Source organism: Streptomyces sp. NPDC043680, assembly GCF_056436685.1.
In genome coordinates, this window is the sequence record NZ_JBWKCE010000010.1 from 126165 (window position 1) to 140188 (window position 14024).

Sequence of the window (14024 nt, forward strand, 5' to 3'; positions counted from 1 at the left end):
CGGCCGGATGGCTCTGCGGCCGGGCGCCTCGCGACGCCCTAGCCGACGACCGTCCAGGTGTCGTTGCCGGTCAGCAGCGTGCTGAGGTCGCCCTTGCCCTTGGCGTCGACCGCCGCATCGAGCTGCTCCGCCATGAGCGTGTCGTACACGGGCCGCTCGACATTGCGGAACACCCCGATCGGGGTCTGCCGCAGCGTGTCGGGGTCGGCCAGCCGGGACAGGGCGAACGCGGTGGTCGGGCTGGCGAGCGTCGCGTCGTGCACCAGGATCCGCGCCTCGTTCTCCGGGGTGACCGCGACGACCTCAAGGTCACCGGTGGCCGGGTTGCGGACGACGCCCTTGTGGCCCTCGGCGCCGAAGCGGATCGGCTTGCCGTGCTCCAGCCGGATCACGGCCTCCTGGGCCTGCTCCTGGTCCTTGAGGACCTCGAAGGCGCCGTCGTTGAAGATGTTGCAGTTCTGGTAGATCTCCACCAGCGCCGTTCCCTGGTGGTCGGCGGCCGCGCGCAGCACCTCCGTGAGGTGCTTGCGGTCGGAGTCGACGGTACGGGCCACGAAGGTGGCCTCGGCGCCGAGCGCCAGCGACACCGGGTTGAAGGGCGCGTCGAGAGAGCCCATCGGCGTGGACTTGGTGATCTTGCCGACCTCGGAGGTGGGCGAGTACTGGCCCTTGGTCAGGCCGTAGATCCGGTTGTTGAACAGCAGGATCTTCAGGTTGACGTTCCGCCGCAGGGCGTGGATCAGGTGGTTACCGCCGATGGAGAGCGCGTCGCCGTCACCGGTGACCACCCACACCGACAGGTCCCGGCGCGAGGTGGCCAGGCCCGTGGCGATCGCGGGGGCGCGGCCGTGGATCGAGTGCAGCCCGTAGGTGTTCATGTAGTACGGGAAGCGCGAGGAGCAGCCGATGCCGGAGACGAAGACGATGTTCTCCTTCGCCAGCCCCAGCTCGGGCATGAAGCCCTGCACGGCCGCGAGCACCGCATAGTCCCCGCAGCCCGGGCACCATCGGACCTCCTGGTCCGACTTGAAGTCCTTCATGGACTGCTTGGCCTGTGCCTTGGGCACCAGGGAGAGCAGGGTGGGAGCGTCCGTCACCTCAGTCATTGATGGCCTCCTCAAGAACCTTCGCGAGCTGCTCCGCCTTGAACGGCATTCCGTTCACCTGGTTGTACGACTGGGCGTCGACCAGGTACTTCGCCCTGATGAGGATCGCGAGCTGCCCGAGGTTCATCTCCGGCACCACTACCTTCTGGTAACGCTTCAGGACCTCGCCCAGATTCCGCGGGAAGGGGTTGAGGTGGCGCAGGTGTGCCTGCGCGACGGGGACCCCGGCGGTGCGCAGCCGGCGTACTGCGGCGGTGATGGGTCCGTAGGTGGAGCCCCAGCCCAGGACGAGGGTGCCGGCCTGGTCGGGGTCGTCGACCTCCACGTCCGGCACCTCGATGCCGTCGATCTTGGCCTGGCGGGTGCGGACCATGAGGTCGTGGTTGGCCGGGTCGTACGAGATGTTGCCCGTGCCGTCCTGCTTCTCGATGCCGCCGATCCGGTGCTCCAGACCCGGCGTGCCCGGGACCGCCCAGGGGCGGGCCAGGGTGTGCGGGTCGCGCTTGAACGGCCAGAAGACCTCGGTGCCGTCCGCGAGCTCGTGGTTGGGGCCCGAGGCGAACCGCACCCGCAGGTCCGGCAGGTCCGCCACGTCCGGGATCCGCCACGGCTCGGAGCCGTTGGCCAGGTACCCGTCCGAGAGCAGGAAGACCGGCGTCCGGTACGTCAGCGCGATCCGGGCCGCATCCAGCGCCGCGTCGAAGCAGTCCGCCGGAGTGCGCGGGGCCACCACGGGGACGGGGGCCTCGCCGTTGCGGCCGTACATGGCTTGGAGCAGATCCGCCTGCTCCGTCTTGGTCGGCAGGCCGGTGGACGGGCCGCCGCGCTGGATGTCGACGATCAGCAGCGGCAGCTCCAGGGAGACCGCGAGGCCGATGGTCTCGGACTTCAGCGCCACACCGGGGCCGGAGGTCGTGGTCACGCCGAGCGCGCCGCCGAAGGCCGCGCCGAGCGCCGCGCCGATGCCGGCGATCTCGTCCTCGGCCTGGAAGGTCCGCACGCCGAAGTTCTTGTGCTTGCTCAGCTCGTGCAGGATGTCCGAGGCCGGGGTGATCGGGTACGAGCCCAGGTAGAGCGGCAGATCGGCCTGGCGGCTCGCCGCGATCAGCCCGTAGGACAGGGCGAGGTTCCCGGAGATGTTGCGGTACGTGCCGGTCGGGAAGGCGCGGGTGGCCGGGGCCACCTCGTACGAGACCGCGAAGTCCTCGGTGGTCTCGCCGAAGTTCCAGCCCGCCCGGAACGCCGCCACGTTCGCCTCGGCGATCTCCGGCTTCTTGGCGAACTTCTGCCGCAGGAAGGTCTCCGTGCCCTCGGTCGGCCGGTGGTACATCCAGCTGAGCAGGCCCAGCGCGAACATGTTCTTGCTGCGCTCCGCCTCCTTGCGGGACAGCCCGAAATCCTTCAGGGCCTCGACCGTGAGGGTGGTCAGCGGGACCGGATGGATGTTGTAGGCCCCCAGGGAGCCGTCTTCCAGCGGGGAGGTTTCGTAGCCGACCTTCGCCATCGGGCGCTTGGTGAATTCATCGGTGTTGATGATGATCTCCGCGCCCCGCGGCACGTCCCCGATGTTCGCCTTCAGCGCCGCCGGATTCATCGCCACCAGTACGTTCGGGGCATCGCCCGGCGTCAGGATGTCGTGGTCGGCGAAATGCAGCTGGAAGGAGGAGACGCCCGGCAGGGTCCCGGCAGGCGCGCGGATCTCGGCCGGGAAATTCGGCAGTGTCGAGAGATCGTTGCCGAAGGACGCCGTCTCCGAGGTGAACCGGTCACCGGTGAGCTGCATGCCGTCACCCGAGTCACCCGCGAACCGGATGATCACCCGGTCGAGGCGGCGCACTTCCTTGCCGCCCGGGCCCGGGGGTGTCCGCTGCTCGCCGACTACAGCCCCTTCGGCGCCGTCGGCCTGTTCGGCTGGGCTACTGACCTGGCTGGTCACTGAACTGGACCTCCTTCGAGGCGTGGCGTTCCCGCTCCCAAGGCCAACCCTACGTCGGTCGGGATGACCTTCCTCGGGGACGCTCATATTCTGGACCGTCGTCTTGCGGCGGTCTGTCGGAAGAATGCCGAGAGATTCCGAGAGATTCCGAGAGATTCCGAGACGTTCCGGGATCTCGCGCCGTGCAGGAAATAGTGCGAGCCCCTTCGGCCAGGCGCGGTAACCGCCGTACCTGACAGGGTGTCAGTCGATCAAGATTCCGATCAAGGTCGGACCGGCGCGGAAATCCGCGATCACGGCCCCCGCGGGCCCGCCCGGCCCGTCACGAGCGCAGATAGGTCAGGACGGCCAGGACGCGTCGGTGGTCCCCGTCGCTGGGGGACAGGCCGAGCTTCATGAAGATGTTGCTGACGTGCTTCTCCACCGCCCCGTCGCTCACCACCAGCTGCTTGGCCACGGCGGAATTGGTCCGGCCCTCCGCCATCAGCCCCAGCACCTCGCGCTCCCGCGGGGTCAGACCGGCCAGCACGTCCTGCTTGCGGCTGCGGCCGAGCAGCTGGGCCACCACCTCCGGGTCCAGGGCGGTGCCGCCCCGGGCCACGCGGACGACGGCGTCCACGAACTCCCGCACGTCGGCGACCCGGTCCTTGAGGAGGTACCCCACGCCGGTACTGGACCCGGCCAGCAGTTCCGTGGCGTACTGCTCCTCCACGTACTGGGACAGCACCAGGACCCCGATCCCGGGGTGCTCGCGCCTGAGCCGTACCGCCGCCCGTACGCCCTCGTCGGTGTGGGTCGGGGGCATCCGTACGTCGGCCACCACCACATCCGGCAGCGCGTCCTCCGCGGCCAGCTCGGCGACCGTCTTGAGCAGGGCCTCCGCGTCGGACACGCCGGCCACGACGTCATGCCCCCGGTCGGTCAGCAGCCGGGTCAGCCCCTCACGCAGCAGCACCGAATCCTCGGCGATGACCACCCGCACCCTGTCTTCCACGACTCGCCGCTCCCGCATCCGCACCGCACATCCCCGTTGTCGCTGTCCCAGCCAAGCATCCCAGCCTCAAGGGCCGGTGTAGGCGTAATTGGATCAACGAACGGCTGCGGGTCGGTGCCCCGGGGAGCCGGGCGGCGGCCGAGCCGGGAGGGCCGCCGGGATGCCGGCGGCCGGCCGCCGGGCCGGTCAGGCCGAGCGCCCACGCCAGGGCAGCTCGGCGGTGACGGTGGTGCCGCCACCGACGGGGGAGTCCACGACCAGCACCCCGTCGACGGCGTCGAGCCGTTCGGCGAGCCCCGCCAGTCCGCTCCCGGCCCCGTCGGTCCGTGCGCCGCCGCGGCCGTCGTCGGCGACCTGGATCAGCAGGCGGTCCCCGGACCGCCACACGTCCACGCTCGCGACCCGGGCCCCCGCGTGCTTGCTGGTGTTCTGCAGCAGCTCCGACACGGTGAAGTAGGCGATCCCCTCGACCGCGGCCGCCGGCCGCTCGGCCAGATCCACCGCCACCTTCACCGGGACGGTGCACCGGGCGGCCACGGAGGACAGCGCGGCGTCCAGCCCCCGGTCGGTCAGCACCGCCGGGTGGATCCCGCGGGCCAGGTCACGCAGCTCCTGGAGCGCGATCTTCACCTCGCCGTGGGCCTCGTCCACCATCCGGGCCGCGGCCTGCGGATCCTGCGCGAGCTTCTCCTTCGCGAGCCCCAGGTCCATCGCCAGCGCCACCAGCCGCGCCTGCGCCCCGTCGTGCAGGTCCCGCTCGATGCGCCGCAGGTCGGCCGCCGCCGTGTCGGCCACGACCCCCCGGTCGGACTCCAGCTCGCTGACCCGGTGGTCGAGGCGGGAGGGGCCGAGCAGCGCGGTGACCAGCAGCCGGTCGACGGTGGCCAGGGCGTGGATCACCCAGGGCGTGGCCAGGGTGACGAGGAGCCCGGCCAGGCAGGCCAGGGCCGTCCCGGTGGGTGAATCCAGGGAGATCGCGTGGTCGCCGTTCTGGAACACCAGGACCTCGCGCTCGCCGGCGTGCTCCGGGAACACCCAGTACCAGACGGGGTACAGCAGGAGGGCCCACCCGGTCGTCCACAGGGTCACGGCCACGCAGAAGCCGAAGACCGCCCACGGGAAGTGGACCAGGGAGTACAGGACGTGCCGCCAGGCGCTGCCGTTCCTGAGCAGCGCCCCCACGGTGGCGAGCGGCCCCGGCTTGCCGGCCCGGACGGGAGCGGGATCGGCCATGTCCACGCCGAGCAGCCCGCGCACCCGGACCCGCTCGATCCGTCCGAAGCCGCGGCACAGGGCGAGCACCCCGGCGAGCACGGGGACCCCGAGGAAGGTGACGAGCAGTCCGGCACCGAGGCTGACGCCGGTCACGGCGGCGGTGAAGTAGCAGATGCTCAGCGGCAGCCCGAGCAACAGGTACCCCAGCTCCTGCCAGGTCCGCCCCGCCACCGGAGCCCGCAACACCGCAACGACACCCATGATCCCCGCCCCGCCTTTCCCCGCGCCTGATGTATGTCCCCACCCTCCCGCCCGCGTGCGCCCGCGCACCATCGGGCGGGTCGGCGTCCGCCCCCGGGGGTTAACCCCACCCCGGGGATCCGCCGGTCATCCGGTCAGCGGGCGCGCCACGGCAGTTCCGCCGTGACCACCGTGCCCCCGCCCTCCGGGGAGTCCACCGCGAACACCCCGTCCACCGCCCCGATCCGCTCCGCCAGCCCCGCCAGGCCCGTTCCGCCGCCCCGCCGGATACCGGCACCGCCCCGGCCGTCGTCGGACACGCGGATCAGCAGCCGGGTGTCCGCCCGCCACAGCTCCACGCCCGCGCCGCGGGCCCCGGCATGCTTGCTGATGTTCTGCAGCAGCTCCGACACGGTGAAGTAGGCGATCCCCTCGACCGCGGCCGCCGGCCGCTCCGGCAGGTCCACCGCCACCTTCACCGGCACCGCGCACCGCGAAGCCACCGCCGACAGCGCCGCGTCCAGCCCCCGGTCCGTCAGCACCGCCGGGTGGATCCCCCGCGCCAGGTCCCGCAGCTCCTGCAGGGCCAGCTTCACCTCGCCGTGGGCCTCGTCGACCATCGCCGCCGCCGCGTCCGGGTCCTCCAGCAGCTTCTCCTTCGCGAGGCCCAGCCCCATCGCCAGCGCCACCAGCCGGGCCTGCGCCCCGTCGTGCAGGTCCCGCTCGATGCGCCGCAGGTCGGCCGCGGCCGTGTCCACCACCACCCCCCGGTCGGACTCCAGCTCCGCGATCCGCCGCTCCAGCCCGTCAGAGGGCGACAGCAGCCCCCGTACCATCGCCCGGTCCACGTCCGACAGGGCCCGCGACACGTACGGCAGTACCGGCCACAGCACGAACAGCCCGGTCAGCGTCACCGAGAACGTCAACACCCCCCAGGGCAGCCGCACCAGCTCGAACAGCACCGTCCGCCAGGCCACCGGGTCCTTCACGGCGATCCACAGCCAGGGGAAGAACCCCCCGGACCGCCGCCACCCGGGCAGCGGGCTCGGCTCTTCCACCCGTACGCCCAGGAGCCACCGCGCCCGGGCCCGCTCGAACCGTCCCAACCAGCGAGACACCGCCAAACCGGCTGCGAGCAGCGGAAGACCGATCGCGGTCACGGACAGACCACCCGCGGTCGACACCATGCACACGGTGTAGAGGAACCCGGCAAGCGCCAGCGGAAGATTGACCAGCAGATGGGCAATCTCCTTCCAGGCCACGGCACCCAGGGCAGGGCGGACGGGAGGCAGCCCGCCGTCTTCGGCGGCTTGGTGGGAGACTTGAAGGCTCACGGTCATGCGCCTCAGCCTGCCAATTCCGCCGGGCGCATGCCATGGGGGAGCCGGGCCGCAGTGAACGGGGGATAACCCCACCCCGCGGGGACCAGGCCCTAGACTCCCGTCCGTACCAGATCACCGACAGCGGCCAAGGAGCGAGGAACGGACGTGCCCGACCCCACGGTATCGACCGTAACCGTGCTCGCAGCGGACTATTTCGAGAGCTATTCGGTCGTCGGCCTGCTGGCCGTCCTCGGTGTGCTCTTCGTGGCCGTCGCCTTCGGCGCGGGCCGTCTGCTGCGGCCCGTGGTCCCGACCCGCGAGAAGCTGCTGACGTACGAATGCGGCGTCGACCCGGTGGGCGAGGGCTGGGCGCACACCCAGGTCCGCTACTACGTCTACGCGTTCCTCTACGTCATCTTCGCCGTCGACTCGATCTTCCTCTTCCCGTGGGCGACCGTGTTCGCCGTCGCCGGCTACGGAGCCACGACCCTGGTGGAGATGTTCGTCTTCCTGGGCTTCCTGGCCGTCGGCCTGCTCTACGCGTACAAGAAGGGCGTCCTCGAATGGACGTGACACCCGAGCCCGAGCTGCAGCTGCTTCCCGAGCCCAAGCGCCTGGGAGTGCTCTCCCGGCTTGCCCCGGAGCCGATGAAGGTCATCCTCAACTGGGGACGCCGGTACAGCCTGTGGGTCTTCAACTTCGGTCTGGCCTGCTGCGCGATCGAGTTCATCGCCGCGTCCATGGCCCGCCACGACTTCATCCGGCTCGGCGTCATCCCCTTCGCGCCCGGCCCCCGCCAGGCCGACCTGATGATCGTCTCGGGCACGGTGACCGACAAGATGGCGCCCGCCGTCAAGCGGCTGTACGAGCAGATGCCGGAGCCGAAGTACGTCATCTCCTTCGGCGCCTGCTCCAACTGCGGCGGCCCGTACTGGGACTCGTACTCCGTGACCAAGGGCGTCGACCAGATCATCCCGGTGGACGTCTACGTCCCCGGCTGCCCGCCGCGCCCCGAGGCGCTGCTCCAGGGCATCCTCAAGCTCCAGGAGAAGATCGCCCGGGAGTCGCTCGCGGACCGCTACGCCTCGGGACCCTCCGTCACGCAGCTCACCAGCGGCCTGGTCACGGCCCCGCCCGCACCGGGAGCCGGCGCATGAACCTGTACGACACCCTCCCGGACGCCGCCGCCACGGTCTTCGGCGCGGAGGCGGTGGCCTCGTACGCGTACGACGTCCTGACGGTCGACGTCCCCGTCGGCAGCTGGATCCCGGCCCTGGAGATCGCCCGGGACAAGCTGGGCTGCACCTACTTCGACTGGCTGAGCGCGGTGGACGAGCCGGGTACCGGCTTCCGGATCTGCGCGCACGTGGCGGCGCTGGAACAGCACCGGGTACGCCGCCTCCTGCTGCGCACGACCGTCCCGCACGGCGCGCCTTCCCTGCCGTCCGCCGTCGCGGTCTACGCGGGCGCGGAATGGCACGAGCGGGAGACGTACGAGATGTTCGGGGTGGTCTTCACCGACCACCCGCACCTGGTTCCCCTCCTGCTCCCGGAGAACTTCGAGGGGCATCCGCTGCGCAAGGACTTCGTGCTGGCCGCGCGGGTCGCGAAGGCCTGGCCGGGGGCCAAGGAGCCCGGCGAGGCCCATGACCCGGACGCGCCGAAGCGCCGCCAGATGCTGCCTCCGGGCGTCCCGGACCCCAACGACTGGGGCCCCCTCAAGGGTCAGCTGCCCCCGGCCCCCGCCCGCCCGGCCCGCACCCCGCGCGCCGCGGGCGCCCCGGCCCGCACCCCGCGCGAGGGCGCCCCGGCGCGCCGTGCCCGCTCGGTGGCGGAGGGCTCGGCCAGCCAGGCGGCGGAGGCTGCGGGTGCCGCGGCGGGTGCCGCGGTGTCTCCGGAAGCGGAGGCTCCGCGTCCGGCGCGCCGGAGCCGCTCGGTGACTGAGGGCTCGGCGAGCCAGGCGGTCACGCCGCCGGCCGGAGGCGCCGAGGCTGCGAGTGCCGCGGCGGGTGCCGCGGCCGGTGCCCCGGTGTCTCCGGAAGCGGAGGCTCCGCGTGCGGCCCGCCGTAGCCGCTCGGCGGCTGAGGGCTCCGCGAGCCAGGAGCCGGCGCCCGGGCGCACGGTGGCGCCGGGCCGGCGCCCCGCCCCGCGCAGCGCGGACGCCCCCTGGCACAACCCCCGGCCCGCCTTCGCGGACCGGGAACCGGAACCGGAGCCCGGGGAGGGCCCCGGCTCCGCGGCCGACCCCGGGCCCCTGGGCGAGCCGAAGTCCACCCCCAAGGTCGGCCCCCCGCCCGGGACCGAGGCGAAGCCGGCGGCTGAGCCCGCGGCTGCGCCGGAGCCGAAGCCGGCGGCCGAGCCCGCGGCTGCGCCGGAGCCGAAGCCGACGGCCGAGCCCGCGGCTGCGCCGGAGCCGAAGCCAGCGGCGAAGCCCGCCGAGACCACCACCGAATCCGAACCCGACAACGGAGGCGACGCGTGAATGACGTCCTCGACGTCGCGCTGCGACTGATCGTCGTCTTCGCCGTCTTCCTCGTGCTCCCGCTCGTCGTCGGGCAGACCGAGCACAAGGTGATGGCCCACATGCAGGGCCGCCTCGGCCCCATGTACGCCGGCGGGTTCCACGGCTGGGCCCAGCTCGTCGCCGACGGGGTCAAGTTCGCGCAGAAGGAGGACGTGGTCCCCGCCAACGCGGACCGCCGGATCTTCCAGCTCGCGCCCGCCGTCGCCCTGCTCCCGTACCTCCTCGTCCTCATCGCCATCCCCATCGGCCCCGGCAAGGGCGCCGTCGGCCAGGTGATCGACGCCGGGCTGTTCTTCGTCCTCGCCGTCATGGGCGTCGGGGTCCTCGGCAGCCTGATGGCCGGCTGGGCCTCGGCGAACAAGTTCTCCCTGCTCGGGGGGCTGCGCACCGCCGCCCAGCTGCTCGCGTACGAACTGCCCATGCTGCTGGCCGCCGCCTCCGTCGCCATGGCAGCGGGGACCGTCTCCCTGCCCGGCATCGTCGACGCCTTCGAGTGGTGGTGGCTGCCCTGGCAGATCGTCGGCGGCCTCGTCTTCTTCACCGCCGGTCTCGCCGAACTCCAGCGACCCCCCTTCGACATGCCCGTCGCCGATTCCGAGATCATCTTCGGCGCGTACACCGAGTACACCGGCCTGCGCTTCGCGCTGTTCCTGCTCGCCGAGTACGCCGGCATCGTCGTCCTCTGCGCCCTCACCACCGTCCTCTTCCTCGGCGGCTGGCAGGGGCCCTTCGGCGGCGGCTGGGGCTGGACCCTCCTGAAGACCGCGATCCTCGCCTTCCTCGTGATCTGGCTCCGCGTCAGCTACCCCCGGCTGCGCGAGGACCAGCTCCAGAAGCTCGCCTGGACCACACTCATCCCGCTCGCGCTCGCGCAGATCGCGCTCACCGGCATCGTGAAGGTGGCGATCCTGTAATGCCCATCCCCGGATCCGGCCTGGCCAAGGGCCTGGCCGTCACCCTGCGCACGATGACGAAGCGCTCGCACACCGCCCAGTACCCGGACGTGCAGCCCGAGCTGCCGCCCCGCAGCCGTGGGGTCATCGGCCTGTTCGAGGAGAACTGCACGGTCTGCATGCTGTGCGCCCGCGAGTGCCCCGACTGGTGCATCTACATCGACTCCCACAAGGAGACGGTCCCGGCCGCCACCCCCGGTGGCCGCGAGCGCAGCCGCAACGTCCTCGACCGCTTCGCCATCGACTTCTCCCTCTGCATGTACTGCGGGATCTGCATCGAGGTGTGCCCCTTCGACGCCCTGTTCTGGTCGCCGGAGTTCGAGTACGCGGAGACGGACATCCTGGAGCTCACCCACGAGCGGGACAAGCTGCGCGAGTGGATGTGGACCGTACCGGCCCCGCCCGCGCTGGATCCGGCCGCGGAGGAGCCCAAGGAGATCGCCGCCGCCCGCAAGGCAGCGGAGAAGGCCGAAGCCGCCGCCGCGGCGGCCGCCGCGACCTCCGCCGAACCCGAGCCGAATGCCCGGGCCACGGGCCCGACGGGCCGCCCCGGCCCGACCGGCACCACCGGCCCGATCGGCGCCACCGGCCCGAACGACCCGGCCGGCGGTTCCGGCAGCACCGGCACCGAGGACCCGGCGGGAGGCGCCGCCTGATGCTCACCGCCCACCTCGCAGCCGCCGCCCAGGGCGCCGGCAGCGGCTTCCTCTCGCCGACCGGCGTCGAGATCGCCTTCGTCCTCGTCGGCCTGGCCACGCTCGGCGCGGCCGCCGTCACGGTCACCACCCGCCAGCTCGTGCACGCCGCCCTCTGGCTGGTCGTCGCGCTCGGCGGCATCGCCGTCGAGTACCTCCTGCTGACCGCCGAGTTCATCGCCTGGGTCCAGGTCCTGATCTACCTCGGCTCCGTGGTCGTGCTCCTCCTCTTCGGGCTGATGCTGACCAAGGCCCCCATCGGCCGCTCCCCGGACGCCGACTCGAACAACCGCTGGGTCGCGCTCGGTGTCGCCCTCGTCGCGGCCGCCGCGCTCGTCTGGGTCGTCGTCGACGCCTTCCGCACCACCTGGATCGACCTCGACGGGCCGGCCCAGGGCTCCACCAGGGTCTCCGGGGAGATCCTCTTCCAGCACTGGGTGCTGCCCTTCGAGGCGCTCTCCGTCCTCCTGCTCGCGGCCCTGATCGGCGCCATCGTGCTCTCCCGCCGCAACCCCGCTGCCGACGGCGGCAACGGCGGCCCTGCCGGCCCCGACTACAAGAAGGGGCACCAGCGCTGATGCACCTCGCCTATCCCGCCGTGCTCGCCGCGCTCCTCTTCTGCACGGGCCTGTACGGAGTACTGGCCCGCCGCAACGCCATCCTGGTCCTGATGTCCGTCGAGCTGATGCTCAACGCCGTCAACCTCAATCTGGTGGCCTTCGACGTCTGGCTGCGCGACACCCTGCACGCCGGCCAGGCCCTCACCCTCTTCACCATCGCCATCGCCGCCGCCGAGATCGGCATCGGCCTCGCGATCGTGCTGATGGTCTACCGCAACCGCGGTACCTCGGACGTCGACAAGCTGCGCGACACCGCCGAGGGCCGCGAACCCGACCAGCCAGGCCTCCCCGGCCCGGCCGACGAGACCGCAGCACGGCCGGAGGTCGCCGCGTGAGCACCACGACCCTCGCCGTCCTCGTGCCCCTCCTCCCCTTCCTGGGCGCGGTGGCGGGCCTGCTGCTCGGCCGGACCGCCCCCGGCTTCGTCCGGCCCCTCGCGCTGCTGCCCACCCTGGCCGCCGCCGTACTGGCCGTGCTCGTCGCCGTCCGCCAGGGCGGCGGCAAGGCGATCGACACCGCCACCGAGCTGACCCCGACCGGGTCCGTGCCGATCGAGCTCTCCCTCCACCTCGACGGCTTCGCCGCGCTGGTGGCCGTCCTCGTCGGCGTCGTCGCGACCTGCGTCCAGCTCTACTCGACGGCGTACCTCCGCGAGGACCCGCGCTACCCCTCGTACGCCGCTCTGGTCTCCCTGTTCACCTCCGCCATGCTGCTCGTCGTCTACTCCGGCGACCTGATGGTGCTGCTGGTCGGCTGGGAGATCATGGGCATCTGCTCGTACTTCCTGGTCGGGCACTACTGGGAGACCGAGGCGGCCCGCTCCGCCTCCCTGAAGGCCTTCCTCGTCACCAAGCTCGGTGACGTCCCCTTCCTCATCGGCCTGTTCGCGCTCGCCGCCGACGCCGGCTCCTTCCGGATCACCAAGATCCTGGGCACCGTCGCCGCGGGCGGGCTCGACCACCCGACGCTGATCGCCCTCCTGCTGCTCGCCGGAGTGGCCGGCAAGTCCGCGCAGTTCCCGCTGCACACCTGGCTCCCGGACGCGATGGCGGGCCCCACCCCCGTCTCCGCCCTGATCCACGCCGCGACGATGGTCGCCGCCGGTGTCTACTTCATCGCCCGGCTCCTGCCCGTCTTCACGGCCTCCCGGGCCGCGCTGCTGGTCATGGCCGTCATGGCGGCCGTCACGATGGTCGGCTCCGGCCTCGCCGCCCTCGCCCAGGACGACATCAAGCGGGTCCTCGCCTACTCCACGGTGGGCCAGCTCGGCTACATGACCGGCGCCCTGGCCGTCGGCGACCGCGGCGCCGCCGTCTTCCACCTCCTGTCCCACGGCGCCTTCAAAGCCCTCCTGTTCCTCGGCGCCGGCGTGATCATCCACGCCGCCGGTACGAACTCCCTGGCCGCCATGTCCCGTATGGACGGCCTGGCCAAGCGCGTCCCCGACGCCTTCTGGACCATGACGATCGCGCTGCTCGCGCTCGCCGCCATCCCGCCCTTCGCCGGCTTCTTCTCCAAGGAAGCCGTCCTCGTCGCCGCCGAGCACACCGCCACCGGGCACGAACGGCTCGCACCGGCCGCCGCCGGCTGGGTGGTGCTCACCGCCGGTGTGCTGACCGCCCTGCTCACCGCCGCCTACGCCGCGCGCCTGTGGCTGATGGCCTTCCGCGGCCGGGGCGCCGCCGCCCCCGACCACGGCAAGGAGCCCCTCGCCATGACCGGCGTGCTGTGGCTGCTCGCGATCCCCTCCGTCGGCTTCGGCCTCGCCGCGGGCCCGCTCGCCGACTGGTTCGACGGCCGCGAGCTCAGCCCGACGGTGACCACCTCGGTCCTGGGTACCGGAGCCGCCGTCCTCGGCGCGGTCCTCACCTACGCCCTGTGGCAGCGCGCCACGGCCAAGCTGCCCGCAGCCCCCGCCATGCCCGTCACCGGCGCCGGAGCAGGGGGTGCCGAACAGCCCGCCGCCGTCGCCGTCGCCGCCGCCGACTCCGCCGCGACCGCCGCCGCGGAGTCCGCCGCCGAGACCCCCGAGGTCGCCGAGGTCACCCACGAGCACCCCGCCGTCCCGGCCGGCCCCGCCCCCGACCCCGGTCGGGCGCTCCTGGGCCCGCTGCACCGGCACGCCGCCGACGGCTTCCACCTCGACGCCGTCTACGACCGCCTCTTCGTCCGCCCCGTCCGGGCGGCCGCCGGCCTCGTCCGCTTCCTCGACCGCGAGGTGGTGGACACGTACGTCCGCGGCGCGGGCACCGGCCCCCGGCTGCTCGGCAGCCTCGTACGCCGCGCCCAGACCGGCAACGTGCAGAGCTACCTGAGCGCCCTGCTCGCCGGCGCCGTGGTCCTGGCGATCGCCACCGCCGTCCTCGCCAACATCAACGCCGGATCGTGAGCCGAGAGTCAGCCGTGATCGATATCAGCC

The 14024-nt window shown here is 72.4% G+C and carries 13 protein-coding genes; 8 read left to right on the forward strand and 5 right to left on the reverse strand.

What is annotated here, in order from left to right:
* Positions 1-38: 38 nt before the first annotated feature.
* The 5 genes from AC0666_RS21345 to AC0666_RS21365 all read right to left on the reverse strand — a co-directional run bounded on the left by AC0666_RS21345 (position 39) and on the right by AC0666_RS21365 (position 6831).
* Complete coding sequence (locus tag AC0666_RS21345; RefSeq protein ID WP_468584955.1) at positions 39-1106, reverse strand: 2-oxoacid:ferredoxin oxidoreductase subunit beta; 1068 nt, start codon at positions 1104-1106, stop codon at positions 39-41.
* Complete coding sequence (locus tag AC0666_RS21350; RefSeq protein ID WP_468962783.1) at positions 1099-3042, reverse strand: 2-oxoacid:acceptor oxidoreductase subunit alpha; 1944 nt, start codon at positions 3040-3042, stop codon at positions 1099-1101. Before AC0666_RS21350 ends, AC0666_RS21345 begins: the two co-directional genes overlap by 8 nt.
* 322 nt (positions 3043-3364) lie before the next feature.
* A complete protein-coding gene (locus tag AC0666_RS21355) occupies positions 3365-4024 on the reverse strand; it encodes a response regulator transcription factor (RefSeq protein ID WP_361718887.1) in 660 nt (219 codons plus the stop codon).
* A 198-nt stretch (positions 4025-4222) separates the two neighbouring features.
* Positions 4223-5512 (reverse strand): sensor histidine kinase, encoded by a 1290-nt coding sequence (locus AC0666_RS21360; protein WP_478708134.1) that lies wholly within the window; start codon positions 5510-5512, stop codon positions 4223-4225.
* Positions 5513-5646: 134 nt separating this feature from the next.
* The gene (locus AC0666_RS21365; protein ID WP_478708135.1) at positions 5647-6831 is read right to left on the reverse strand and encodes a sensor histidine kinase; all 1185 of its coding nucleotides are present in this window, start codon (positions 6829-6831) and stop codon (positions 5647-5649) included.
* Between the two features lie 147 nt (positions 6832-6978).
* Between AC0666_RS21365 and AC0666_RS21370 the strand changes: the two genes are divergently transcribed.
* Genes AC0666_RS21370 through AC0666_RS21405 form a run of 8 tightly spaced genes read left to right on the forward strand, consistent with a single transcriptional unit; the run spans position 6979 to position 13994 of the window.
* Positions 6979-7386 (forward strand): NADH-quinone oxidoreductase subunit A, encoded by a 408-nt coding sequence (locus AC0666_RS21370; protein ID WP_361718804.1) that lies wholly within the window; start codon positions 6979-6981, stop codon positions 7384-7386.
* The gene (locus tag AC0666_RS21375) at positions 7377-7970 is read left to right on the forward strand and encodes an NADH-quinone oxidoreductase subunit B (RefSeq protein ID WP_361718807.1); all 594 of its coding nucleotides are present in this window, start codon (positions 7377-7379) and stop codon (positions 7968-7970) included. Before AC0666_RS21370 ends, AC0666_RS21375 begins: the two co-directional genes overlap by 10 nt.
* On the forward strand, positions 7967-9295 hold the full coding sequence (locus tag AC0666_RS21380; RefSeq protein ID WP_478708136.1) for an NADH-quinone oxidoreductase subunit C: 1329 nt from the start codon (positions 7967-7969) through the stop codon (positions 9293-9295). The genes AC0666_RS21375 and AC0666_RS21380 overlap by 4 nt, the downstream gene beginning before the upstream one ends.
* On the forward strand, positions 9292-10251 hold the full coding sequence (locus AC0666_RS21385) for a complex I subunit 1/NuoH family protein (protein ID WP_468584946.1): 960 nt from the start codon (positions 9292-9294) through the stop codon (positions 10249-10251). Before AC0666_RS21380 ends, AC0666_RS21385 begins: the two co-directional genes overlap by 4 nt.
* Positions 10251-10946, forward strand: coding sequence for a NuoI/complex I 23 kDa subunit family protein (locus AC0666_RS21390; protein WP_468962787.1), 696 nt, complete (start codon positions 10251-10253; stop codon positions 10944-10946). The genes AC0666_RS21385 and AC0666_RS21390 overlap by 1 nt, the downstream gene beginning before the upstream one ends.
* Positions 10946-11563 carry an NADH-quinone oxidoreductase subunit J family protein gene (locus AC0666_RS21395; protein ID WP_478708137.1) on the forward strand — a complete coding sequence of 206 codons (618 nt, stop codon included), beginning with the start codon at positions 10946-10948 and terminating at the stop codon, positions 11561-11563. The genes AC0666_RS21390 and AC0666_RS21395 overlap by 1 nt, the downstream gene beginning before the upstream one ends.
* Complete coding sequence (gene nuoK / locus AC0666_RS21400; protein ID WP_361718821.1) at positions 11563-11940, forward strand: NADH-quinone oxidoreductase subunit NuoK; 378 nt, start codon at positions 11563-11565, stop codon at positions 11938-11940. The genes AC0666_RS21395 and nuoK overlap by 1 nt, the downstream gene beginning before the upstream one ends.
* Complete coding sequence (locus tag AC0666_RS21405; protein WP_478708138.1) at positions 11937-13994, forward strand: NADH-quinone oxidoreductase subunit 5 family protein; 2058 nt, start codon at positions 11937-11939, stop codon at positions 13992-13994. Before nuoK ends, AC0666_RS21405 begins: the two co-directional genes overlap by 4 nt.
* Positions 13995-14024: the final 30 nt, after the last annotated feature.